At 47.7% G+C, this 25,651-nt stretch carries 25 protein-coding genes; 24 read left to right on the forward strand and 1 reads right to left on the reverse strand.

The features are described 5' to 3' along the window. Positions 1-2: 2 nt before the first annotated feature. On the reverse strand, positions 3-476 hold the full coding sequence (locus tag KNP94_RS01830) for a DUF309 domain-containing protein (protein WP_029333171.1): 474 nt from the start codon (positions 474-476) through the stop codon (positions 3-5). Positions 477-570: 94 nt separating this feature from the next. Between KNP94_RS01830 and KNP94_RS01835 the strand changes: the two genes are divergently transcribed. The 24 genes from KNP94_RS01835 to KNP94_RS01950 all read left to right on the forward strand — a co-directional run bounded on the left by KNP94_RS01835 (position 571) and on the right by KNP94_RS01950 (position 25,579). After that, entirely contained in the window at positions 571-1,326 is a 756-nt protein-coding gene (locus KNP94_RS01835; RefSeq protein WP_088836696.1) for a segregation/condensation protein A, read from the forward strand. Then, on the forward strand, positions 1,316-1,888 hold the full coding sequence (gene scpB, locus KNP94_RS01840) for an SMC-Scp complex subunit ScpB (protein WP_029333173.1): 573 nt from the start codon (positions 1,316-1,318) through the stop codon (positions 1,886-1,888). The genes KNP94_RS01835 and scpB overlap by 11 nt, the downstream gene beginning before the upstream one ends. Then, the gene (locus KNP94_RS01845; RefSeq protein ID WP_014969990.1) at positions 1,888-2,649 is read left to right on the forward strand and encodes a pseudouridine synthase; all 762 of its coding nucleotides are present in this window, start codon (positions 1,888-1,890) and stop codon (positions 2,647-2,649) included. Before scpB ends, KNP94_RS01845 begins: the two co-directional genes overlap by 1 nt. A 126-nt stretch (positions 2,650-2,775) precedes the next feature. Next, a complete protein-coding gene (locus KNP94_RS01850; protein WP_029333174.1) occupies positions 2,776-3,366 on the forward strand; it encodes a redoxin domain-containing protein in 591 nt (196 codons plus the stop codon). Between the two features lie 21 nt (positions 3,367-3,387). Next, positions 3,388-4,926 (forward strand): cytochrome c biogenesis protein ResB, encoded by a 1,539-nt coding sequence (resB, locus tag KNP94_RS01855; protein ID WP_251131920.1) that lies wholly within the window; start codon positions 3,388-3,390, stop codon positions 4,924-4,926. Then, a complete protein-coding gene (ccsB, locus tag KNP94_RS01860) occupies positions 4,923-6,089 on the forward strand; it encodes a c-type cytochrome biogenesis protein CcsB (RefSeq protein ID WP_088836698.1) in 1,167 nt (388 codons plus the stop codon). Before resB ends, ccsB begins: the two co-directional genes overlap by 4 nt. A gap of 221 nt (positions 6,090-6,310) precedes the next feature. Next, positions 6,311-7,027, forward strand: coding sequence for a response regulator transcription factor (locus KNP94_RS01865; protein ID WP_029333177.1), 717 nt, complete (start codon positions 6,311-6,313; stop codon positions 7,025-7,027). Between the two features lie 2 nt (positions 7,028-7,029). Next, positions 7,030-8,757, forward strand: a complete 1,728-nt coding sequence (locus KNP94_RS01870) for a sensor histidine kinase (RefSeq protein WP_215115113.1) — start codon at positions 7,030-7,032, stop codon at positions 8,755-8,757. A 31-nt stretch (positions 8,758-8,788) separates the two neighbouring features. Then, positions 8,789-9,337 (forward strand): cob(I)yrinic acid a,c-diamide adenosyltransferase, encoded by a 549-nt coding sequence (locus tag KNP94_RS01875; protein ID WP_088836700.1) that lies wholly within the window; start codon positions 8,789-8,791, stop codon positions 9,335-9,337. Then, entirely contained in the window at positions 9,338-10,591 is a 1,254-nt protein-coding gene (gene yfmF / locus KNP94_RS01880) for an EF-P 5-aminopentanol modification-associated protein YfmF (protein WP_088836701.1), read from the forward strand. Beyond that, positions 10,591-11,859, forward strand: a complete 1,269-nt coding sequence (gene yfmH, locus KNP94_RS01885) for an EF-P 5-aminopentanol modification-associated protein YfmH (RefSeq protein WP_214765309.1) — start codon at positions 10,591-10,593, stop codon at positions 11,857-11,859. Before yfmF ends, yfmH begins: the two co-directional genes overlap by 1 nt. A gap of 3 nt (positions 11,860-11,862) precedes the next feature. Beyond that, a complete protein-coding gene (ymfI, locus tag KNP94_RS01890) occupies positions 11,863-12,567 on the forward strand; it encodes an elongation factor P 5-aminopentanone reductase (protein WP_214765307.1) in 705 nt (234 codons plus the stop codon). A gap of 93 nt (positions 12,568-12,660) precedes the next feature. Beyond that, the gene (locus KNP94_RS01895) at positions 12,661-13,440 is read left to right on the forward strand and encodes a DUF3388 domain-containing protein (RefSeq protein ID WP_029333182.1); all 780 of its coding nucleotides are present in this window, start codon (positions 12,661-12,663) and stop codon (positions 13,438-13,440) included. A 31-nt stretch (positions 13,441-13,471) separates the two neighbouring features. Then, entirely contained in the window at positions 13,472-14,368 is an 897-nt protein-coding gene (locus KNP94_RS01900) for a helix-turn-helix domain-containing protein (protein ID WP_214765305.1), read from the forward strand. A 46-nt stretch (positions 14,369-14,414) separates the two neighbouring features. Next, complete coding sequence (gene pgsA / locus KNP94_RS01905; RefSeq protein ID WP_088836705.1) at positions 14,415-14,993, forward strand: CDP-diacylglycerol--glycerol-3-phosphate 3-phosphatidyltransferase; 579 nt, start codon at positions 14,415-14,417, stop codon at positions 14,991-14,993. Positions 14,994-15,063: 70 nt separating this feature from the next. Continuing rightward, positions 15,064-16,305 carry a competence/damage-inducible protein A gene (locus KNP94_RS01910; RefSeq protein ID WP_214765303.1) on the forward strand — a complete coding sequence of 414 codons (1,242 nt, stop codon included), beginning with the start codon at positions 15,064-15,066 and terminating at the stop codon, positions 16,303-16,305. 103 nt (positions 16,306-16,408) lie between these two features. Continuing rightward, on the forward strand, positions 16,409-17,449 hold the full coding sequence (gene recA, locus KNP94_RS01915) for a recombinase RecA (RefSeq protein ID WP_029333186.1): 1,041 nt from the start codon (positions 16,409-16,411) through the stop codon (positions 17,447-17,449). 269 nt (positions 17,450-17,718) lie between these two features. Then, positions 17,719-19,281 carry a ribonuclease Y gene (gene rny / locus KNP94_RS01920; RefSeq protein WP_029333187.1) on the forward strand — a complete coding sequence of 521 codons (1,563 nt, stop codon included), beginning with the start codon at positions 17,719-17,721 and terminating at the stop codon, positions 19,279-19,281. A gap of 49 nt (positions 19,282-19,330) precedes the next feature. Next, the gene (locus KNP94_RS01925) at positions 19,331-20,125 is read left to right on the forward strand and encodes a TIGR00282 family metallophosphoesterase (protein WP_088836707.1); all 795 of its coding nucleotides are present in this window, start codon (positions 19,331-19,333) and stop codon (positions 20,123-20,125) included. 29 nt (positions 20,126-20,154) lie between these two features. Beyond that, the gene (locus KNP94_RS01930; protein WP_029333189.1) at positions 20,155-20,415 is read left to right on the forward strand and encodes a stage V sporulation protein S; all 261 of its coding nucleotides are present in this window, start codon (positions 20,155-20,157) and stop codon (positions 20,413-20,415) included. Between the two features lie 201 nt (positions 20,416-20,616). Beyond that, positions 20,617-22,368 (forward strand): 2-oxoacid:acceptor oxidoreductase subunit alpha, encoded by a 1,752-nt coding sequence (locus tag KNP94_RS01935; protein ID WP_088836708.1) that lies wholly within the window; start codon positions 20,617-20,619, stop codon positions 22,366-22,368. Beyond that, on the forward strand, positions 22,355-23,221 hold the full coding sequence (locus KNP94_RS01940) for a 2-oxoacid:ferredoxin oxidoreductase subunit beta (RefSeq protein ID WP_214765299.1): 867 nt from the start codon (positions 22,355-22,357) through the stop codon (positions 23,219-23,221). The genes KNP94_RS01935 and KNP94_RS01940 overlap by 14 nt, the downstream gene beginning before the upstream one ends. Positions 23,222-23,318: 97 nt before the next feature. Further along, entirely contained in the window at positions 23,319-24,407 is a 1,089-nt protein-coding gene (gene tdh, locus KNP94_RS01945) for an L-threonine 3-dehydrogenase (RefSeq protein ID WP_214771647.1), read from the forward strand. Beyond that, on the forward strand, positions 24,407-25,579 hold the full coding sequence (locus KNP94_RS01950; RefSeq protein ID WP_214810800.1) for a glycine C-acetyltransferase: 1,173 nt from the start codon (positions 24,407-24,409) through the stop codon (positions 25,577-25,579). Before tdh ends, KNP94_RS01950 begins: the two co-directional genes overlap by 1 nt. Positions 25,580-25,651 lie beyond the last annotated feature (72 nt).

Consider the following 25,651-nt stretch of genomic DNA (forward strand, 5'->3'; position numbering starts at 1 on the left):
TTTCAGGGCCGGTTTTTCCATTTCCCGCGATTTTTAAGTGCGGCTTGCCTTGCGTCGATGACGTCTTGCCGGTTTCGTAACCGGTGTTTGTCGATTAAAAAGGTTCGATCAAGCGGTTCGAGTGATTGGGTCTTCATTCGTTGTTCGAGTCTTTCGTCTACTGGTAAATGGATTCTCCGGTATTCCGGCTCCATAAAAGCGGACTTTAACGTAAGCAGTTGCGTGGCATCGATGCCGAGTTGGGTAATTGACGCTGCATGCCGTTCGATTTTTTGAAAGGCTTTCGGATAGGTCCGCATCGCGCCGGTCACATTACCGCGCCGGTGGTGATACCGGGCGACGGCTAATTGAATCAAAGCGACGAGTGATTCGTCCGTCCGATTGCCGGCTTGCCACAGTTCTTCTAATACTTCATGGCATTCGAAGTAATCTTCTTGTATATTGAATTCGAAAGTAAATTGTTCGATCGGGTGCATGAGAGCACCTCCTTTCCTTTTAATATAGCATAGTCGAACAGTAACGATGTATGGTATACTAAGGCGCAAAAAACGTTGATGGGCAGGGAGAATCATGGAATCATATAGTGTGAAGATGGATGCGTTTGAAGGCCCTTTGGATTTACTGTTACACTTGATTGGGAAACTAGAAATCGACATTTACGATATTTCCGTCTCAATCGTGACGGATCAATATGTGTCCTATATTCGAGCTATGCAGCATCTTGAACTCGATGTTGCTAGTGAATATCTTGTCATGGCTGCGACGCTCTTGCAACTGAAAAGTAAACAGCTGTTACCGATTGAACAATCGGAGTTCGAGGAGGTTCCTGATTTTGATGAGGAGCCGACGCGAGAAGGTTTGATTCAACAATTGATTGAGTACAAAGCGTATAAGGAAGCAGCGGTTGTGTTGAAGGAAAAGGAAGAAGCGCGACTCGAGCTTTTTTCAAAACAACCGGAAGACCTGTTGCGTTATCTGGATACAGAAACAAATGACTATAACGGAACGTTATCATTTAGTGATTTGTTGCGTGCCTATGAAAAAATGCGACAACGTGTTGCCTGGAAAGTGAGACGGTCGAAGACGGTCAAACGTGAGGAACGGACACTGGAGCAACAGATGGTTCACGTATCAGAATATGTACTGTCGCGAGAACGGACGACCTTTTTTGGCTTCTTTACGGAACAACCGACAGTCGAAGAACTTGTCGTCAGTTTTCTTGCTGTCCTTGAACTCGTTAAACAACGGGTTATTGCTTGCGAGCAGATGAACGACGATATTTTATTACGGACCTTGGCGAAGGAGGAGAATCCGATTGGCGTATGATCGAATCATTGAAAGTCTATTGTTTGTCGTCGGAGATGATGGCATCGATCCACGTGGCCTGAGCCAAGTGCTTGAAATCAGTGAAGCAGCAGCGCGCGAACAACTGCATGCGGTCCAGCAATTGTTTGAGTCGGAAGGACGTGTCCTTCAAATTGTTGAGTCCGGTGGCGTCTTTAAGATGGTGACACGAAAAGAGATGTCACCGTACGTTCAAGCCTACGCGGGATCACTCGCGGAAGACAGTTTGTCTCGTGCTGCGATGGAGACGCTCGTCATCATCGCCTACAAGCAGCCTGTCACGCGTGCAGACATCGAAGTCATTCGCGGCGTCAAGACCGAGCGTGTCATTCATACGCTCAGTGCAAAAGGGTTAATTGAAGAAGCTGGACGCGCGAAAGGCGTCGGGCGAGCTAAATTGTATAAAACGACCGATCATTTCTTGGACCATTTTGGTCTCAATAGTATCGAGGAGTTACCTCCGCTCGAATTCGAAGAAACGTTCGAAGCGGATGGCGATCTATTTTTCAGGAATGAACCGTCACTAGAGGAGAGAATAAATTAATGGAACGTCTACAAAAAATTATCGCACAAGCTGGTGTCGCATCACGACGCAAAGCAGAAGAATTAATTACAGAAGGTCGCGTTAAGGTCAACGGAAAAGTCATCACAGAGCTTGGAACGAAAGTCGGCGGACGTGCTGAAGTCGAAGTCGACGGCGTCAAGCTCGAACGGGAAGAGCATGTCTACTATATGCTGTATAAGCCGACAGGTGTCGTCTCGACGGTTGAAGATGATAAGGGACGTAAAACGGTTGTTGATCTTGTGCCGCCGGGCCATCGTGTTTTCCCGGTCGGTCGTCTTGACTACAATACGAGCGGCTTACTTTTATTGACGAATGACGGTGAATTTTCAAACCTCTTACTGCACCCGAAATACAAAGTACCGAAGCGTTACATCGTTAAAATCAAAGGCGTGCCGGATTATTACCACGTCAAAGGTCTGGAAAAGGGGGTCGTCTTACCGGACGGATTCAAGACAGGCAAAGCACGCGTCGAAATGCGTGATGTCGACAAGAAAAAGAATACGGCAATCCTCGAGATGGTCATCTACGAAGGACATAACCGTCAAGTCCGTCAGATGGTCGAAACACTCGGCGCAGAAGTCATCAAGTTGAAGCGGGAGCAATTCGGATTCTTGACGTTAGCTGGACTCACTTCAGGAGACTGGCGTGAACTTTCAAAAAAAGAAGTCAATCAATTGCGTGAGCTAGCGGATCCCGTCGCGCCACCTACGAAAAGACGTAAGAACACAAAAAAACGTTAATTTGTAAAGCGGAAAGCTCATCCTATAGGTTGAGTTTTCTTTTTTTGTGACAAAACAATTAACGTATTTCACATTGTCTCAACATTTAAGCGATTTCAAGTACAATATGGGTGGAGGCGGTATAACATGAAAAAAACGAAGCAAAACCCGGAAGAGCGGCTCGAAGCCGCTAAACAAAAAAAGAAGAAACGCTCATTCTGGCGACTGATGATCATGACGATCGTCTTGTTTGCTGGTGCGGTCGTCATCATGCAGTTCGTCGATCAAGCGACACGGGATAAAAATGGTCGTGTCATGGCGGGAGACGATGCACCTGGCTTTACGCTCGTCGACTTGTATGGTGAGAAACAACACTCGATGGATGAGTATGCTGGAAAAGGACTCTTGCTTAATTTTTGGGGCACGTTTTGTGAACCGTGTAAAAAAGAGATGCCATTAATTAACGACAACTACAGCATGATGCAAGATGAAAATGTCAATTTTGTAGCCGTCAATGTCGGCGAAACACCGGTTCGCGTCTCGAGCTTCATCAAGGAAATTGGTGGAACGGACTATCCGATTTTGATGGATACGAACAGTTCCGTCGAGAAAGCGTACGGCATTTATAACTTACCGGTCACATTCATCATTAATAAAGAAGGCGAAGTCGTCGAAAAGTATGAGGGTGAAATTGATCAGGCAAAGTTGGAAGAAATGATTAAAAAAGCAAACGAGTAACGCATCGAGGGGGAATTGATGATGCAGGAATATAAGCAACTGGACATGCGTTATGAAGAAGCAGAGCTTCGTTCAAAACGAAAAAAACAGTCGTGGATTGACCGAACATGGACATTCTTCTCTTCCGTTAAAGTCGGACTGTGGTTGATTGGCTTAATCATTCTCGCAAGTGGTGTCGGGACGATTTTCCCGCAGGAAATGTATATCCCGCAAGCGACACCGCCAGAAGAATTTTATGGTAAGGAATACGGTACGGCAGGCGATATCTACTATGCATTAGGATTTCATAATCTCTTTGAATCGTGGTGGTACATCGGACTGATCACCTTATTACTTTTATCTATCATCATCGTATCGATCGACCGCTTCTTCCCGCTCTATCGAGCGTTGAAGAAACAACCGGTCATCCAGTCTGACCGTTTTATGGGCGGTCAGCGATTTGGCGCTGAGACGGCTGGAACGGTAAAACAAATTGACGCGATTGAGCCGTTGTTAAAAAAGAAAGGCTATAAAATCCGTCGACAGGACGGCGCTTTATTAGCAGAAAAACAACGGTTTGGACGTTGGGGTCCATACATCAATCACATCGGACTCGTCTTATTCTTTGGTGGCGCGATGTTACGGATTGTACCAGGGATGCATGAAGATGAGTTGCTGTGGCTTCGTGAAGGTGAAACGTTGCCGATCGAAGCGACGGACAACGAGTATTACCTTGAAAACAATGCCTTCAATATCGAATTTTATGACCCGGAAAAGGTCGACGCGAAATTCAGTGAAGCGTTGAAACGAGCGGGTGGTAGTGTTCCGAAAAACTACGATACGAAAATGACGTTGTATAAAAAGACGGGCATGACGGATGATTTTAAACCGGAACTTGAAAAAGTGAAATCTGGTGAAACGGCCGTTAACAAACCGTTTGAATTCGAAAACTACCAAGTCTTCCAGGAACAATATGCGGCAGATCCTGAATTCAAAACGATGTCGTTTAATATCGAAAATCAAAAAACCGGAAAAGTTGTCGATACGATTGAAGTCGATTTACGCAACCCGGACTCGACGTATGAATTGAAGGATGGGTACGAAGTCGAGTTAAAAGACTTTTTACCGGACTTCGTCGTCAAAGACGGAAAACCGACGACAAATTCTTCACGGCCGGTCAATCCGGCATTCGTCTTTAACATCAAGTCACCGGAGCACCCGGAAGGCGAACGGAGTCTGATCGGGATTAAGCTCAATGTCGGCGGGGACGAAAATCAATACAAGATGGGCTTTGCCGGGACTGAACTGTCGAACATCTCGGGAGTGCGGATTAAAAAAGATTTGACGCTGCCGTTCCTGTTCGTCGGTGGAGTAATCTTTATGGCGGGTCTGCTCATCGGCATGTACTGGCCGCATCGTCGCCTTTGGATTAGAGAAACAAACGGTCGGATTAACATTGCCGGCTTTACGAACAAGAATGCGTTAGGGCTTCAAAAAGAAGCCAATCTCGCCTTGACAGAAGTAGGTCTTCCTCAACTAGAAGACCGGCAGAAGTTGCGGGAAGAGGGGGAATCAGAATGAATTTGCTTAACTTGAGTGGGAATTTACTGCTGACATCGTTTATCTTGTATCTCATCAGTACCGGATTTTTTGCGGTTGCGACGAGTGGGAAAAAGGGACCGAGCCGGTCAGGTAAGATTGCCTTTACGCTCGCGATTATTGGATTTGCGACACAACTTGGTTATTTCTTTACACGCTGGGCAGGAGCGGGGCACGTTCCTGTGTCGAACTTATATGAATATACGACATTCTTCGGGATGATGATGGTTCTTGGTTTCCTGATTGTCTACGGGATTTACCGGAACAACGTTTTAGGATTAGTCGCGATGCCGATCGCTTTGCTCGTCATCGCCTATGCGTCGATGTTCCCGGATGAGGTCCAACCACTCATTCCGGCACTTCAAAGTGTCTGGTTGAAAATTCACGTCACGACAGCTGCACTTGGCGAAGGAATCCTCGCGGTCAGCTTTGCGACAGGATTACTTTACCTGATTCACGCAACAGATTTCAGAAAAGAATCAAAAACACGGACGTGGCTTGAAGTCGTCATGTTTTCGTTAACATGCGTGGTCGGTTATATTCTTGTCGGATTGTTATTTAACGCGCTTTCGACGAATGCGACGATTGAATATGTTGCGAAAAACGGCGCGACGATGCAACACGACTATACGATGCCCGTGTTGACTGGTCCGGAAGGCGGAAAAGTCATTTCGGGATCGGGCGCAGTCGTCGAACTGCCGAACTTCTTGAACGCGAACAAAGTCAATACAGTTCTTTGGTCACTGATCGGTGGTCTTGTCTTGTACGTACTCCTTCGATTTGTCATCTTACGGAAGCGTCTTGCGGAAAGCTTAAAACCGATCGCCCGTAAAATCGACTTAGAAACAGCAGATGAAATCAGCTATCGTGCAATTGCGATCGGCTTACCGGTCTTCATCCTGGGCGGTTTGATTTTTGCGATGATTTGGGCGCAGATGGCATGGAGCCGCTATTGGGGCTGGGACCCGAAAGAGGTTTGGGCATTGATTACGGCGTTATTTTACGTCTTCTACCTGCACATGCGCATTCAGCGTGGCTGGATCGGTAAAAAATCAGCCTGGTTATGTGTCGGTGGGTTTGGGGTCATCATGTTCAACCTGGTGTTCGTCAACCTCGTTGTCGCAGGTCTTCATTCTTACGCCTGACTAAAAAATGAAACAGGGAGTCACCGATCGATGAATGACATCGATTGGTGACTCCCTTTCTTCGTCCAGGCATCAAATATTTGATTTTAAAGGAAACATGAAATGAATCAATCACCCTTTTCTGTCTAACCGGTTAGGGAAGTTTTTTCTTTTTGTTTCATAGTATACTAAAAGAGTAGTAGGATAGAGAAGAGAGACTAGTTTATGGGAGGAATCAACCGATGTCAGAAGAAGCTCGTATTTTAGTCGTCGATGATGAAGAACGGATTCGACGCTTATTAAAGATGTACCTCGAACGGGAGAACTTTACGATTGAGGAAGCAGACAACGGCGAGATGGCGCTCGAAATGGCGCTTGAAACGGAATATGATGTCATTCTACTTGATTTGATGATGCCGAAGCTCGATGGTATGCAGGTCTGTGAAGAGTTGCGCAAAACAAAAGCGACGCCGATTGTCATGTTGACGGCAAAAGGGGAAGAAACGAATCGTGTTCATGGTTTTGAAATGGGAGCGGACGATTATATCGTTAAACCGTTCAGTCCACGCGAAGTCGTGCTTCGGGTCAAGGCCATTCTGCGACGTGCCAGCGCAACGAAGTTCTTGCATACGGATGCAAAAACGAAAGATGTTATCGTCTTCCCGCATCTGACGATTGATAATGATGCCCACCGCGTGACGGTCGAAGGGCAAGAAGTCAACTTGACGCCAAAAGAATATGAATTGCTCTACTTCCTCGCGAAGCAGACGGATAAAGTCTTTTCACGGGAACAGTTATTAAAAGAGGTCTGGAATTATGAATTCTTTGGTGATTTGCGGACGGTCGACACACACGTTAAACGATTGCGGGAAAAACTAAACCGCTTGTCACCGAACGCGGCTCAGATGATCACGACAGTCTGGGGTGTCGGTTACAAATTCGAGAATAGTCCTGCTTGACGATGAAGTGGTTACAGAGTGTCGTCATCAAATTATGGGGAACGATTTTACTGCTCGTTTCTGTCGTTTTAATTGCTTTGACGATTTTGTTGCTCGAATTTTTTAACTCGTTTCACATTGAACAAGAACGAGGACATCTCGCGAAGCTAGGTCAACAAGTCGAGACCGTTTTCCAAGCGCACGATGGGCTAGAGGAAGGGTCGGCGACCGCCGTCGAAATTACGGATATTTACGGGGCGACGTTGATTGCGACAACGAAGGACGAAACGATTCAAACGAATATTTCAGAGGAAAAGGCACGACGTATGATTAAGGAGCTCGAGCGTCAGAACTGGAAAGCAGTTGACGGTGAAGAGGGCGAGACGGCGATTGGGAACTATGAAGTATTCAATGGCAAGGCAGCACTCGCCTATCGTGCCCCGCTCGTCACATCAAGTGAGGCGGGAACGACGTATTTAATTGAAGAACTGACGAACATCGAACAGGCGAATGAAGGCGCGAGGCAGATCATTCAACTCTGTGTCCTGCTTGCGATCATCGGGACAACCGTATTCGCCTTCTTCCTCTCGACGCGCATTACGGCGCCGCTGCGGACGATTCGTCAAGCTGTCGTCGAAGCCGGAGAAGGAAAGTTCGACCAAAGTCTGACGCAACGTTCACGCGATGAAATCGGGGATTTGGCGTTGGCATTCAATGAAATGAGCAGCCAATTGAATCAATATGTCACGGATCTCGATAAAGAACGACATCTGTTGTCATCCATTTTACGCTGTATGGCAGATGGCGTCTTGACGTTCTCTGATTCCGGGGAGTTGCTCGCGACAAATCCGCCGGCAGAAGATTTTTTGGCAGGGGCACCGGTTCCGGAAAAACTGATTGATTTGTTCAAGACCGTCATGCGGACAGAGACAGAAATGACCGTTTCCTTTGAACGGGAAGGTCGTTATTACATCATTATCGTCAGTCCGTTACTTGAGCACGAAGAGCAGATTGGTGCTGTCGCCGTTTTACGTGACATGACAGAAGCGCAGCAGCTCGAGAAGATGCGCGCCGACTTCGTTGCGAACGTCAGTCATGAATTGCGGACACCGCTCGTCATGCTCCAAGGGTACTCGGAAGCTATCGTCGACGGGATGACGGAAAGCGATGAAGCGACAAAAGAATTTGCTTCAATCATTTATGATGAGTCGCAACGTCTATCGCGTCTCGTCAATGATTTACTCGATCTTGCCCGAATGGAGGCAGGTCATCAAGAGTTACGGATTGAACCGATGGAAGCAGTCCCGTTTGCAAAACGGATGATTAAAAAATTCAAGCAAATGGGGCGCGACAAACGTGTATCGTTTGACGTCGTCGGACCGAACGTCGAGTTCGAGGCGGATCCCGATCAAATGGAGCAAGTGTTGACGAACTTACTCGGCAATGCGCTTCGTTACACCGAGGATGGTCAAATCGAGATTAACATTACGGAAGATAGGGAAAACATATTCCTATCCGTGATTGATTCCGGTACAGGAATTCCGGAAGAAGATGTGCCGTTCGTTTTTGATCGTTTCTATAAGGCGGACAAAGCAAGGACGCGTGGCAAGACAGGGACAGGGATCGGTCTCGCGATTGTCGTGAACGTTGTCCGATCCCATGAAGGGGAGGTCGAAGTCGAGAGCCAGCTCGGCGAAGGCTCGACATTCCGAATTCGATTACCGAAAAAACAAAGGAAGCGAACTCTCTGATTCGCTTCCTTTCGCTATAGGAGTGAGAAAAATGAAGATTTATACAAAAACCGGGGATTCAGGGGAAACATCGCTCGTCGGTGGCCGCGTTAAAAAAAATGATGTGCAAATCGATTTGATGGGTGAACTGGATGAACTGAACAGCTTCGTCGGCCTCGCACGGACAAAAGCAACTTCGATTGAAGTAAAAGAACAATTGATTGTCATTCAACATGCCTTGTTTGATTGTGGGAGCGACTTAATGTACGTCGAACAAAAAGAATCCCGCTTGAGTCAAACTGCGACAGAAAATCTCGAGAGTTGGATTGATAGTTTAACGGAATTATCTCCCCCGCTCGATAAGTTTATCTTGCCAGGCGGAACGGAAGCGGCGGCAAGCCTACATGTTGCGCGAACGATTTGTCGACGGATTGAACGTTCGATGGTCGATGTCGCTCAAGCCCGTCACCTCTTGCCATTCATCAACCGACTGAGTGACTTTTTCTTTGCCGCAGCGCGTTATGAGAATGCAGTCAATCAAACAGCAGATATTGAATACCTTCGCAGTGCACATGTGTTTAAACGAAAGGATGGAGAGTAAATGAGTCAGTCATTCGAAACGTGGAAAAAAGAGGGGACGACGTACCATCTCGTCCCGACCGATAAATTCAAGACAACGACCGTACTCGTCACATTTTCTGCACCACTTGAAGAAAAAACGCTGACGAGCCGGGCGATCTTACCGTACATCATGGAAAAATCGACAGCGGCCTATCCATCGATGAAGGCGCTACGTGAACCACTCGAAACCTTATATGATGCGGGACTTTATGCAGATGCTTCGAAATTCGGCGAAGAGCATGTTATTTCATTCCAGCTCGACGTCGTCCGAGGTGATCTCGTACGGCATGAGACGTTGCTTGAAGAGGCGCTTGATTTGCTCGAACAAATGATTTTCTATCCTGATTTAACCGAAGGCGGCTTCCGTGAACAGTTCGTCAAACAGGAAAAACGTCTCCATGCGTTACGGATCAGCTCACTTTATGATGATAAAATGCGTTTTGCCCAGCAGCGTCTTCTTGAGTTAATGGCCCCTGGAGAAGCCGTTTCACTGTCGTCACTCGGTACGCTCGAAGGATTAGAGGCAATTACAACATCCTCCTTGCGCGATACATATCGGTCGATGATTGAAAACGACCGGATCGATGTTTTCGTCGTCGGTCATGTGACGCGTGATGAAATGGAAGAGGCATTATCCTTCTTGCCTTCGCACAGTGAAAAAACGAGTCATTATATCCCGGCCTTGAAACAAGTCGCCGGTGTGAAGCGTTCATCAGAGACACAACCAATCAAACAAGGAAAGTTACATTTAGGCTACCGTGTTGCAGTCGATCCGACATCTGCTGATTCGATTCGGATGCAAATCGTCAACGGTCTTTTTGGTGGATTTCCCCATTCGAAATTGTTCATGAATGTCCGGGAAAAAGAAAGTCTCGCGTATTATGCAGCATCGCGTTATGCGGCGTTGAATGGTGCATTATATGTCTACTCCGGTGTCGAAACTCAAAAAGCGGAACGGGCAGAAACAATCATCAAGGAACAGCTTGTCGATTTGAAAGCCGGGAACTTTACGGCTGAAGAGTTGACGCAAACGAAAGCGATGCTCATCAATGCGCGTCGTCAAATTCTCGATCAACCCGGACAATTGATTGGCTGGTTGAACGGATCGAAAATGCGTGGATTGACGCTAGAAGATGAAATTCATATCATCGAGACGGCGACGCGTGAAGATGTCGTCCGTCTAGCCGCTAAAATCGAATTAGAGGCAGTCTATTTATTGCGAGGTGAAGAATAATGGAACAGTTAACGTATCATGATACAGACGAAACGGTATTTTTCGAACAATTAGACAATGGCTTGTCTGTTTATTTACTTCAGAAAAAAGGTTATGAAAAAACGTATGCGACGTTTACGACCCGCTATGGTTCAATCGACAATCGTTTCAAAAAAGGTGAGGACTGGGTGAGCGTACCGGACGGGATTGCCCACTTTCTCGAGCATAAAATGTTTGAGTCGTTGCAAGGGGACGTCTTCCAAGAATTTGGTCGTCTCGGTGCATCAGCGAACGCCTTTACATCATTCTCACGGACAGCGTATTTGTTCTCTGCGACATCGCTGATCGAGCAAAATCTCGAAACATTGATTGATTTCGTTCAAGATCCTTACTTTACACCGGAGAGTGTCGAGAAGGAAAAAGGCATCATTACGCAAGAAATTCAGATGTACCAAGATAATCCCGGATGGCGTCTATTTTTTGGACTCATCGAATCGATGTACGCGAATCACCCGGTTCGGATTGACATCGCAGGTACACCGGAGTCGATTGACAAGATTACAGCCGATGATTTGTATACGTGTTACCGGACATTCTATCATCCGTCAAACATGGTTTTGTTTGTCGTCGGAAACATCAATCCTGCGGAAACGCTTGAGTTGATCAAACAAAATCAAGCGAAAAAAGATTATACAGACCGTCCGGCAATCGAACGCGATTACGGCGTTGAACCAAAAGAAGTCGCACGTCCGCGATTCGAACTCGAGCTCGACGTCAAGACACCGAAAGTCTTGATTGGATATAAGGATGAATCACTTCGCGGCGAAGAACAAGTCCGCCGAGAAATGACGAGTGAGTTACTCCTACATCTCCTGTTTGATCAAACCTCGTCGACGTATCTCGACTTGTATGAAGAAGGATTGATTGACGATACATTCAGTTTTGATTATTCGAGCGAAGAAGAATTTGCTTTTGCGACATTCGGGATGGAAACGGAAGATCCGGAACGTTTCATCGCAGCGTATGAGGAGCTTCTTACAAAGCGTCCCTCGTTCAGCGAGACGGAAGTCGTCCGGAAGCGGAATATGATGCAAGGGAAATTCTTACGGGCATTGAATTCGCCGGAATTTATCGCCAATCAGTTTTCACGTCATGCTTTAGCGGACACGAACATGTTTGCATTGCCGACACTGATTGCTTCGATTACGAAAGAGGAAATTGAAGCACGTTTTGACGAATTGTTTGCGCTTGAGAACCGAGCGATTTCAATCGTCAAACCATATGTCTAACCGATGCGGATTTTTATTACAGGTGCCAGTGGTGCCATCGGTCTAGCGACAGCGAGACGCCTGGCAGCAGCCGGACATGAACTTGTCTTGCATACACATCAACGCCGAAACGAGCTTGAGCAATTTGTACAGGAGTTGCCTGTGACGACTGAAATCGTCGCAGGCGATTTGTCGAATCGGGAAAAGATTGCCTCTCTTTGTGAGGGTTTGCCACCAGTCGATGGTTTCGTCCATATCGCCGGGACGAGCTTTAGTGGACTGTTAATCGATCAATCGACGAACTCAATTGAATCGATGATGACCTTGCACGTCGAATCGCTCATTCGCATCAGTCAGTTCTTGACACATAAGAAACCATTCTCCGCACCGTTGTCGATCGTTGTCGTCAGCAGTGTCTTAGGCGAGTTCGGCGTAGCCGGGGAAGTCGTTTATTCGAGCTGTAAGGCGGCACAACTTGGTTTCGTAAAAGCCTATAGCAAAGAACTAGGCGCAATGAACGGACGAATCAATGCTGTCACGCCTGGTTGGATTGATACGCCGATGAATGCCGTTTTTTCGAAGGAAGATCGCGAACAAGCCTTAGCGGAGATTCCGGCTGGTCGGTTCGGGACGGAAGAAGAAGTAGCCTCGGCTATCACATTTTTAATGGGGGAAGAGGCTGGATATATCTCGGGAGCCATTTTAAAAATTGATGGCGCGTGGATGTGATCGCTTGAGAATTGAGCGAGGAATGCTTTTCATTTTTCAAAAAATCATTTAACATGAGGAATGGATAACCGTATAGACGAGGAGGGCTAGCGAGTGGGTGAATTCGAACAGTGGTATCTTGAGTACGAATTGAATGTCGATCGTCCGGGGGTGCTAGGAGATATTGCCTCACTTATGGGGATGCTGCATATCTCGATTGTCACGATCAATGGTGTAGATCGTGAGCGCCGCGGCATGTTACTTCAAACGAAACAGCCTGATCAAATACCGCGACTCGCAGCCATCTTAAAGACGATGTCGACGATTGAAATCGTCAAACTCCGGAAGCCGAAGTTGCGTGACCGGATTGCGATTCGTCATGGTCGTTATATCGACCATAGTAGTGATGAATTAAAAACATTCCGTTTTGTTCGAGAAGACTTAGGGATTCTCGTCGATTTCATGGCTGAACTATGTAAGCAGGATGGGCATCTGCTGATTGGTGTCCGTGGCATGCCGCGGGTCGGGAAAACAGAATCAATCGTCGCAGCAAGTGTCAGTGCAAATAAGAAATGGTTGTTCTTATCGTCGACTTTAATCAAACAAACGGTCAGAACTTCGTTATTTGACGATGAACGGACGGGCGACTACGTCTACATCATCGATGCCCTTGTGTCCCAACGGCACTTCGATGAGCGTCATTGGCAAATTTTACGTGAAGTCATGCGTTTGCCAGCGACGAAAATCGTCGAACATCCGGATGCGTTCGTTAAGTCGAGTGAATACACGTGGGATGATTTCGATTACATCATTGAATTACGCAACACGACCGAAGAAATCATCGTGACCGAACCTCCACGTGCACTTGGCGGAAATGAATGGTTCAATTTTTAAATAAGTAATGAAAATGGAAGGTGTGTTACCGATGACCGAGCTCGGAACCTACTTAAAAGAACAACGTGAGACATTAGGCGTTTCGCTAGAACAAATTCAAAGCACGACTAAAATTCAAAAGCGCTATATCGTCGCGATTGAAGAAGGTGCCTACGATCAATTGCCCGGTGCTTTTTATGCACGTGCTTTCATCAAAACGTATGCCGAAGCACTCGGTCTGGACGTAGACGAAGTGTTTGAGACGTATAAACGAGACTTGCCGGAACCTGAAGCACAACCGGTCGTCGAGTTGTCACGACGCGCAACCTATTCGAAGTCGACGGCTCCGAAAAAGAGTGTTGCCAAACGGTGGATTCCAAACATCATTATCATCCTGTTAATCTTTGCGATTGGTGTCGCACTTTACTATGCGTTGCAAAATTTCCTCGATTCGAGTGATAAAGCCAATACGACAGCACCGAAACAGAGTGATGTGACGATTGATGAAGGAGACGCTCCGAGTCAGGAGACGGATGTTCCGGCAACGGAAGAGCCGGAAGAAGAACCAAAAGAAGAAGTGACAGAAGAACCGAAAGAGAAAGTCAAGAAGCCACTAGTGGCGAAAACGACCTCTGGGCAAGATATCACATATGAAGTACCGGCGGATAAAACGATGGATGTCTCGATCAGCATCAAAAAAGATGCATCGCCGTCACCGTTTGTCGGAGTACGTGATACATCGCTTGAAGGAGAGGCGCTCGCGCCAGACCATATCAATGCGTCCGATCCGAACCCGGTCGTCGTCAAAGATGCGAAAACAGATTTGATTCGGATTCGCATCGGTTCAATTAAAGGCATCGATAAAATCGTCGTCAATGATCAGGAGCTTAAACTTAACCGTTCGCTCCTCGTTCAAAATATTTACTTGAAGAAAGTAGCTACGCCGTAAGACGGCATAGCTACTGATCTTACATAAAAAGGAGGAGGATACCAGAATGAACTTGCCTAATCAATTGACGGTATTACGTGTCTTGTTAATTCCTGTCTTTGTCGCAGTACTCGCCATCGACCCAAACTGGGGTCAATGGGACGTTCTCGGTGCCGAACTTCCGGTTTCTCACTTTGTTGCGGCGATGATTTTTTCAGTTGCTGCCATCACGGACTGGTTGGATGGTTACTTGGCACGTAAAAATAAGTTAGTCACGAATTTCGGAAAGTTTATGGATCCACTCGCTGATAAGATGTTAGTCGCAGCTGCACTCGTTTACCTTGTAGAGCTCGATTTCGTTGCAGCTTGGGTCGTCGTCATCATTCTATGCCGTGAGTTTGCCGTGACAGGGCTTCGTCTTGTCGCATCAGACGAAGGAATCGTCTTAGCAGCCGGAAACTCAGGCAAGGCGAAGACATGGGTTCAACTGACGTCAATCATCGCTTTCTTGCTTCACGATATCGGATTCGCATTACTCAATATCCCGTTTGCTGAAATTACGATGTGGCTGGCGTTAATCTTAACGATTTACTCAGGCGTTGAGTATTTCTCAAAAAACATTAAATTAATCACGAAATCGATGTAACTTATCTCAAACAAGGCTGTTCGCTAAATCGGACAGTCTTTTTATATACTTTTGAAAGCGGGGAATGAAGATGAAAGCAGAAATCATAGCAGTCGGAAGTGAACTATTATTAGGAGAAATCGCCAATACGAATGCACAGTACCTCTCGGAATGGCTCGCGAGTTGCGGCATCGATGTCCATTATCATAGTGTCGTCGGCGATAATGAGGCGCGGATGACGGACGTCTTCAAACAGGCGCAAGCACGTGCCGACCTCCTCGTCATCACGGGGGGACTTGGGCCGACGGAAGATGATTTGACGAAAGAAGTGCTCGCTAAGCTGCTCGGACGTCGTTTGCAAGTTGACGAAGTCGCGTACAGCCGGATTGAAGGTTTTTTGAAAACACGTGGTCGCATGATGACGGATAATGAAAAAAAACAGGCGCTGGTCATTGAAGGGGCGGATGTCCTTTCGAACGGTGCGGGTCTCGCGCCAGGGATGTCGCTGAAGACGGCTGACCACCAATATATCTTATTACCAGGTGTCCCGCGGGAAATGAAGCAAATCATCGCCGATCATTTTGATCATTTGTTTGGACAGGAAACCATCAAATCGAGAACACTTCGCTTTTTCGGAATCGGGGAATCGGCACTGAACGACCGATTGACCGATTTGATTCGTTCCTCACAAAATCCATCGATCGCACCGTATGCGGAACTTGCTGAAGTACGGTTACGTTTGACGGCGAAAGCGGCGCAGGAACAAGTTGCCATCGAGATGCTTGACGAACTCGAACAACTTGTCCTTGCGGAAGTCGAGGAGTACTTTTATGGCTATGGTGAAACGAGTTTACCGGAAGTAGTCTTACGGACTTGTGAAGAGGCAGGCGTGACGTTTGCGGCAGCGGAATCTTTAACAGGAGGAGCTTTTGCGAGCGGTTTGACTGACATTACGGGAGCAAGCAACAGCTTTCGTGGAGGTGCCGTCGTCTATGACGATGCAGCGAAGCGTAACCTGTTAAGCGTTAGCGAAACCTTGCTGCGCGAACAAACGGCCGTCAGCGCTGACGTCGCGATTGCGATGGCTGAAGGAGCGAGACGTCTCTATCAATCGAATCTTGCTATTGCGTTGACAGGGGAAGCGGGACCGACGAGTAATAGTGGAAAAGCAGTCGGAACGGTCTATTGCGCCCTAGCAACACCGGACGGAACGGAGGTCGTTGAATTTACCTACCCAGCATTCGACCGTGGTATGATTAGATTACGTTCTGTAAAAGATGCGTACTTCCTTCTGTTGAAATACCTTAAGAAAATTGCCGTTCAACCGAAATAAGAATAATTCCAAGTATGCGAATAAATGTTCGTAAAAAGCTTGTCATTCGGTCTCAAAAGAAGTACAATAATCTCAGTAAGATAAATAGAAGGAGGCCTGCTACGTGAGTGATCGTAAAGCAGCACTTGAAATGGCATTACGCCAGATAGAGAAGCAATTTGGTAAAGGTTCAATCATGAAACTAGGTGAAAATGCAGACCAGAAAGTATCTGTTATTTCTTCTGGATCAATCACATTAGATATAGCTCTCGGTGCAGGTGGATATCCACGTGGACGGGTAATCGAAGTATACGGTCCAGAATCTTCTGGTAAAACGACTGTTGCGCTCCACGCGATTGCAGCAGTACAAAAACAAGGCGGTCAGGCAGCGTTCATCGACGCAGAGCATGCGTTAGATCCAGCCTACGCAAATAAACTTGGTGTCGACATTGATGAGTTATTGTTATCACAACCGGATACAGGGGAACAGGCACTTGAAATCGCTGAAGCCCTCGTCCGTTCAGGTGCAGTAGACGTGCTCGTCGTCGACTCGGTTGCAGCGCTCGTACCAAAAGCTGAAATCGAAGGCGAAATGGGTGATTCCCACGTAGGTCTTCAAGCACGTTTGATGAGTCAGGCATTACGTAAGTTGTCTGGTGCAACAAACAAATCGAAGACGATTGTCATCTTCATTAACCAAATCCGTGAAAAAATCGGTGTCATGTTCGGGAACCCAGAAACGACTCCAGGTGGACGTGCCTTGAAATTCTACTCGTCTGTTCGACTTGAAGTTCGTCGTGCGGAAGCATTGAAGAATGGAACGGATATCGTCGGGAATAAAACAAAAATCAAAGTCGTTAAAAATAAAATTGCACCACCATTCAAACAAGCAGAAGTTGATATCATGTATGGTCTCGGGATTTCTAAAGTCGGTGAGTTAATCGACATCGGGACGGATCTCGATATCGTTCAAAAAAGTGGTGCATGGTACTCTTATAATTCAGAACGTCTCGGTCAAGGACGTGAAAACGCGAAACAATACATGGTCGAGCATCCGGAGGTCGCTGAGGAAGTCGAACGCTTGATTCGTGAGCACCACGGTCTTGTTGAACGTGCACTTGATGCGGAAGTAGAAGAAGAAACAGAAGATCTATTCGCAGAATAATATAGAGGCGGTTCCTTCTTGAAGGTGAATCGAACAATCGATAACGTTTACTCGCTGGAGTGAACGTTATCTTTTTTTAGATTTTTCGTTGAAGTTACTTCGATTCAAGGTGTTTTTTGTTGAAAAGAGGAAAACAAAGGAATTCTTTCCCGCCCGTTCGTTGACAATGAACGAGTGCTATCCTTACAATATAGATGTACGTTTTTTAGACAGCTTCGATGAAAAACCGAAATGAACTAAGAAACACCTTGCAAAGGGGAGGTGAACCCATGGATACAATAACTTGGATTATCATACTTCTCCTCACTTTGCTCATCGCATTCATCGTAGGCTACTTCTTGCGGAAATCGATTGCTGAAGCAAAGATTCAAGGCGCGGAAACCGAAGCGACAAAAATCGTCGAACGGGCACAAGTGTCAGCGGAAGCAACGAAAAAAGAAGCATTACTCGAAGCGAAAGACGAAGCTTTTAAACTTCGCAATGAAGTAGAAAAAGAACTTCGTGAACGTCGTCAAGAGCTAACAAAACAAGAAGCCCGCTTGCTCCAAAAAGAAGAGACTCTCGATCGCCGTGTCGACTCAATCGACCGAAAGGAAGATCAAATCAACACACGAGACGCTGAGATCGCGAAGCGGAAGCAACAAGCTGAAGCGTTAGAACGCAAAGTTGAGGATCTGTATGAAGAAGGTCGCCAAGAGCTCGTACGTGTTGCGAATCTTTCGCAAGACGAAGCGCGCGCTATCATCATGGATGAGACAAAACAAGCTGCGCTGCATGATGCGGCAATGCTACAAAAAGAAATCGAACAAAAAGCAAAAGAAGAAGCCGACAAGAAAGCACGTAACATCTTGTCCCTCGCGATTCAACGGTTCGCCGCTGAACATATCGCTGAGACGACGGTATCTGTCGTCAACCTACCGAATGATGAGATGAAGGGTCGAATCATCGGTCGTGAAGGTCGTAACATTCGGACACTTGAAACGTTAACGGGAATCGATTTAATCATCGATGATACACCGGAAGCTGTTATCTTGTCTGGATTTGATCCGATTCGTCGTGAAGTGGCGAAGATGGCGCTTGAAAAGCTTGTCCAAGACGGTCGAATTCATCCGGCACGGATTGAAGAGATGGTCGACAAATCACGTCGCGAAGTCGATGAGCGAATTCGCGAAATCGGAGAAGAAGCGACATATGATGTCGGGATTCATGGAATTCACCCGGATCTCGTCAAGATTCTCGGCCGCTTGAAATACCGGACGAGTTACGGACAAAACGTCTTGTTCCACTCACTTGAAGTCGCGCATCTTGCGGGAATGATGGCAGCGGAACTTGGTGAAGATGTCACGCTTGCGAAACGGGCAGGTCTCCTGCACGATATCGGAAAAGCGATTGACCATGAAGTGGAAGGAAGTCATGTTGAGATTGGTGTCGAGCTCGGTACGAAGTACAAAGAGCATCCGACAGTCATCAATGCGATTGCTTCTCACCATGGTGATACGGAAGCGACTTCGGTCATCTCCGTCCTTGTCGCGGCAGCAGACGCACTGTCAGCAGCACGTCCAGGTGCACGACAAGAAACGCTTGAAAGTTACATTCGACGCCTCGAACGTTTGGAAGAAATTTCAGAATCATTCGATGGTGTTGAAAAATCATTTGCGATTCAAGCCGGTCGTGAAGTTCGGATTATCGTCCGTCCTGACGTCGTCGATGATGTCTTAGCACACAAGATGGCGAGTGATATCCGGAAGAAAATCGAAGAAGAACTCGATTATCCGGGTCATATCAAGGTCACGGTCATTCGGGAAACACGAGCAGTCGAATACGCAAAATAAGCAAAGTGGCGGGCGACCGCCACTTTTTTAATGTATTGGAGGAATTAGCATGAAGATTTTATTTATCGGAGACGTCGTTGGCGCACCAGGTCGACACATCTTACAACAATTTACGGCACGTCTGAAGTCGAAATACAATCCAACCGTCATGCTCGTCAACGGTGAAAATGCAGCACACGGTCGTGGCATCACGAAATCAATTTATCACCAATTACTCGAACTTGGTTTCCACGGCGTCACGATGGGAAATCATACGTTTGACAATCGGGACATTTTCGACTGGATTGATGACGCTGACCGGATTGTCCGTCCAGCAAACTATCCGGAAGGAACACCAGGTCGTGGCATGATGGTCTTAAAGGTCGGGAATAAAAAGATTGCCGTCATCAACGTCCAAGGAACGGTCTTCTTGCCAGCACTCGGAGATCCTTTCCGGACTGTTGACGCGTTGATTGCGGAAGTCGAAGGGGAAGTCGATGCGATTTTCGTTGACGTCCATGCGGAAGCAACGAGTGAAAAAATCGCGATGGGTTATCATCTTGACGGACGTGTTCAAGCGGTCGTCGGAACCCACACGCACGTCCAAACTGCCGACGAACGTGTGCTTGACGGTGGAACAGCTTACATCACGGATGTCGGCATGACAGGTCCACTGGACGGTGTCCTCGGGATGCGTAAAGATGATGTCTTACGAAAATTTAAGACACAGCTTCCAACTCGGTTTGAAGTTGCGGAAGGACGGGAACAATTAAATGGAGTCTTGATTCATATCGATGATGCGACGAAAAAAGCAACGAAGATTGAACGGATTCATTTGACGGATCAATCGATATTCTTTGATTAAGTGTCATTTTTGATTGGGAGGTACATTGCATGGACGCCCTGAAAGTATCAGCTAAATCGAATCCGAACGCCGTCGCAGGAGCGATTGCGGGCGTGCTTCGAGAGAAAGGTTCTGTCGAGATTCAGGCTATCGGTGCGGGTGCACTCAATCAATCCATTAAGGCGGTCGCGATTGCGCGAGGATTCGTTGCGCCAGCTGGCATGGATTTAATCTGTATCCCAGCCTTTACCGACATCATGATTGATGGCGAAGAACGGACTGCAATTAAACTCATCGTTGAACCACGCTAAGATCGTTCGGACATAGGTCCTAAATACACGTGATCATCTACTCGGCTAGAGTAGATGGTCTTTTTGTCGTGACGAAAATCAAAAAAACGAACGGATTTCCGGGGGAGGATTGTACAAGTATCTGTAAATCGGTATCATGAGGGAGGATAGTAAAGTAAGACGCTTCCATCATTTCAGGGGACAGAGAAGGAGCGAACGTCGATGTACAATCAATTATCATGGAAAGTAGGCGGACAGCAGGGAGAGGGAATCGAATCGACAGGTGAGATTTTTGCGATTGCCCTCAACCGTCTTGGTTATTATTTATATGGATATCGTCACTTTTCTTCACGCATCAAAGGTGGACATACAAACAATAAGATTCGTGTGGCGACACATGAAGTTCGGACCGTCGCGGACGATCTCGATATTTTAGTGGCATTTGATCAAGAGACGATCGATGTCAATTTCCACGAGTTACGCCAGGGGGCAATCATCATTGCCGACGCAAAGTTCAAGCCGACGAATCCGGATGCTTCGCGTGCCGATCTCTATCCGATTGCGTTTACGGAAATTGCAGCGGGTCTTGGAACCGCACTGATGAAAAACATGGTCGCGATCGGTGCTTCAAGTGCGATTCTCGGAATTGATCCAGAACGGTTTGAAGCCGTCGTCGAACAAATTTTTGGTCGCAAAGGTCCGGAGATGGTCGCAAAGAACTTATCGGCGATTCGGGAAGGAGCAGCTGCTTTTGAAGAGATGGCACTCGATGCCGAGCGGTTCATCCTGGAACCGGCCGACGGGAAGCAACGCATGTTCATGATTGGCAACGATGCGATTGCCCTCGGTGCCGTGACAGGGGGAGCCCGCTTGATGGCCGCTTACCCGATTACACCATCGTCAGAAATCATGGAGTACTTAATCAAGAAATTACCACAGTTCGGCGGAACGGTCGTTCAGACAGAGGATGAACTGGCAGCTGTCACGATGGCGATCGGCGCGAACTATGCCGGTGTCCGTGCCTTGACGGCGTCAGCTGGACCAGGACTGTCGTTGATGGCGGAAGCCATCGGGTTATCCGGGATGACGGAAACACCACTCGTCATCATCGATACACAACGGGGAGGACCGTCAACGGGACTCCCGACGAAACAAGAACAATCGGACTTGATGGCGATGATTTACAGTACGCATGGCGAGATTCCGAAAGTCGTCCTTGCACCGTCGACGGTCGAAGAAGCGTTTTATGATGCGGCGGAAGCCTTTAATATTGCGGAAGAGTACCAATGTCCGGTCATCCTTTTGACCGACTTGATGTTATCGCTCGGAAAACAATCGGTCGAACCGCTCGACTTAGAACGTGTCGAAATCCGACGCGGAAAATTACTGCAAGGCGACTTACCGGAACTTGCCGGGAAAGACTACTTCAAACGGTATGAAGTGACGGAAGACGGGATCAGTCCGCGTGTCGTCCCGGGAATGAAACACGGGATTCATCACGTGACGGGCGTCGAACATAACGAAGAAGGACGTCCCTCGGAAGCAACGAAGAACCGGGTCGATCAAATGACGAAACGTTTACGCAAACTCAATCAATTCCGTCTAGCAGACGCTGTCCTTGTGACGGAACAGCATCAGACACCAGACATCCTGTTCGTCGGCTTCAATTCGACGCGCGGGACGATTGAAGAAGTGATGCCACGTCTAGAGCATGCAGGGATGAAAGTCGATCACTTGCATATTCGTCAAATGCACCCGTTCCCGAGTGAACTCGTCCGGCCACATCTTGAGCGGGCGAAAAAAGTCGTCGTCGTCGAATACAATGCGACCGGTCAACTCGCGAAACTGATTCAGATGAACTGTGGGTTCGCAGACAAGATTGAACACATCTTGAAATTCAACGGTGATCCGTTCTATCCGGCAGAAGTCGTAGAACAGGTAGTAGCAGGAGGCGTTTTTAATGGCAACCTTTAAAGATTTTCGAAATGATGTCAAACCGAACTGGTGTCCGGGATGTGGTGACTTCTCAATTCAAGCAGCGATTCAACGTGCCGTCGCGAACGTCGGTCTTGAGCCGGAAGAACTGGCTTTGATTTCTGGAATCGGCTGTTCCGGTCGCATTTCTGGTTACATCAACACCTATGGTTTTCATGGTGTCCACGGTCGTTCGCTCCCGATTGCCCAAGGTGTCAAGATGGCGAACCGGGAATTGACAGTCATCGCGTCCGGCGGGGACGGGGACGGTTTTGCAATCGGAATGGGGCATACGGTTCATGCGTTCAAACGAAATGTCGACATGACGTACATTGTCATGGACAATCAAATCTACGGCTTGACGAAGGGGCAAACATCACCGACGTCAGCTCCCGGATTCAAAACGAAGTCAACACCGAAAGGCTCGATTGAGAAGAGCATTTCGCCGGTCGAGCTTGCTTTGACGGCGGGTGCGACGTTCGTCGCCCAAAGTTTCTCGAACGACTTGAAAGGATTGACACGGCTGATTGAACAAGCGACGGAACATAAAGGGTTCGCCTTCATTAATGTATTCAGTCCCTGTGTGACGTTTAACAAGGTCAACACGTACGATTGGTTTAAACAAAATTTGACGAAACTGGACGAGATTGAGGGGTACGATGCAACAAATCTCGATACAGCGAAACGCGTCGTCCATGAGCACGACGGACTCGTCATGGGTCTGATTTATCAAGATGAGTCACGGCTCGACTATCAGTCACAAATCGATGGGTATGATGAGACGGGACTGACGTTTGCCGATCTTGAAATGAATGAAAAAACATTTAACCAACTCGCTGCGGAATTCATGTAAAATAGAGTCGAATGATGGTTTGGTTTTTGGGGATGCTAAACATTTGGTCATTACCGATTAGAGAAACAGGTAAGACCCATGAAGGAGTCGGGGAAATATGACAAAGTTAGTGACGATGGAAGAACAGACGACGCAAACAAAAACGATGCGGGCACTCGTCAAAGAAGAGCGTGGTTTTGGAGCGGTCTTGAAAGAAGTCGAGGTTCCTGTCCCGGGACGCGGTGAAGTATTGATTCGCGTTGAAGCGACTTCGATTTGCGGGACAGACGTCCACATTTACGAATGGGATGCCTGGGCCGCGTCTCGTGTCAATCCGCCATACGTGTTCGGACATGAGTTTTCGGGAGAAGTCGTCGAACTCGGCGAAGGGACAAAACGTCTGAAGCTTGGGGATCATGTTTCAGCTGAGACACACATCGTCTGTCATCAATGTAAACAGTGTTTACGGGGACAGTATCATATTTGTAAAAATACGAAAATCATCGGTGTCGATACGCAAGGCTGTTTTGCCGAGTACGTCGTCATGCCGGAAGAAAACCTCTGGGTCAATCCGGAAGAAATGCCGGCAAGCATCGCGTCGATTCAAGAACCGATGGGAAATGCCGTCCACACGGTACTTGCAAGCGACGTCAGTGCCAAGACGGTCGCCATCGTCGGCTGTGGTCCAATCGGTTTGATGGCCGTTTCGGTCGCGAAAGCGGCAGGGGCAGCGGAAGTCGTCGCGATTGATGTCAATCCGTATCGGTTAGAGCTTGCGAAGACGATGGGCGCAGATGTCGTTCTTGATTCACGCCATGATGATGTCATCGAACGGATCATGATGATGACGGACGGCGACGGAATCGATGTCGTCTGCGAGATGAGTGGTCATCCGGTCGCGATCAGTCAAGCCTTTGAAATGGTGACGGCAGGCGGAGATGTCAACATCTTAAGTCTGCCCGTCAAACCGGTTGAAATCGACTTGACGAACCATGTCGTCTTTAAAGGGGTCCGCGTCCAAGGAATCACGGGGCGGAAGATGTACGAGACATGGAGCCAAGTATCAGCCTTTCTTTCGAGCGGCAAGGTCGATGTCAAACCGTTAATCACACATACATTACCGCTCGAACGATTCGAAGAAGGCTTCGAATTGATGCGCCAAGGGAAATGTGGAAAAGTTGTACTACAACCAAGGGGGACGAATTAATGGGTTTCGAACACTTACGAACAGAATTAGAGGAAATGAAAGCGGCGGGGACATTCCGCAAGCTCGTACCACTCGAAAGTGCACAACACAATCGTGTGACGATTGATGGAAAAGAACTGATTCAACTATCTTCAAACAATTATCTCGGACTCGCAGCGCACCCGCGACTCGCAAAACGGGCAGCGGATGCAGCGCTTGAATTCGGTGCCGGGACAGGATCGGTCCGGACGATCGCGGGAACACTCGAAATGCATGAAGCGTTCGAGCGGGAACTTGCAACATTCAAACATACGGAAGCAGCACTTGTATTCCAGTCGGGATTCGCAACGAACCTCGGTGTCTTGTCGGCACTGCTCGGACCAGAGGATGTCGTCATTTCCGATGCCCTTAATCATGCTTCGATCATCGATGGGATTCGCTTGACGAAAGCGAAACGCCGCATTTACAAACACGTCGACTTAGCTGATCTTGAAGCAGCGCTCCAAGAGACGCAAGACGCACGGACACGACTCGTCGTCACGGACGGCGTCTTCTCAATGGACGGTAACATCGCACCACTTCCGGAAATCGTCGAACTCGCAGAAAAGTACGATGCGCTTGTCATGGTCGATGACGCGCATGCCTCAGGCGTTTTAGGAAAAAGTGGTCGCGGGACGGTCAACCACTTTGGGCTTGACGGTCGTGTCGCCCTCCAAGTCGGTACCTTGTCGAAAGCAATTGGTGTCCTTGGCGGGTATGTCGCGTGTGAACAGCATGTTAAAGATTACTTAATCCATAAAGGGCGCCCGTTCCTCTTCTCGACGTCACATCCGCCGGCAGTCGTCGAAGCAAATCGGGAAGCACTGCGGGTAATGGAAGAAGAGACGGAACTGTTCGATCGTCTTTGGGAAAACACAGAGTTCTTTAAACAAGGACTCCGAAATCTTGGCTTTAACATCGGGACATCGACGACGCCGATCACACCGGTCATCGTCGGGGACGAAGCGCTTTGTCATAAGTTGTCTGATCAACTGCGTGCTCACGGCGTCTTCGCGCAAGGAATTGCCTTCCCGACCGTTGCGAAAGGGAAAGCACGTGTCCGGACAATCGTTACGGCAGAGCATACGCGGGACGACTTGGAGCAAGCAATCGAAGCCTTCAAACAAGTCGGACAAGAATTAAACTTGATTTAACAGGATAGAAAAACAGCCGATGATTGATTCGGCTGTTTTTTCGATTGTATGATAGGGAAAAGAGAACTTCAG

Source organism: Exiguobacterium sp. s80, from assembly GCF_018618725.1.
In the GTDB taxonomy this organism is placed as follows: Bacteria; Bacillota; Bacilli; order Exiguobacteriales; family Exiguobacteriaceae; genus Exiguobacterium_A; species Exiguobacterium_A oxidotolerans.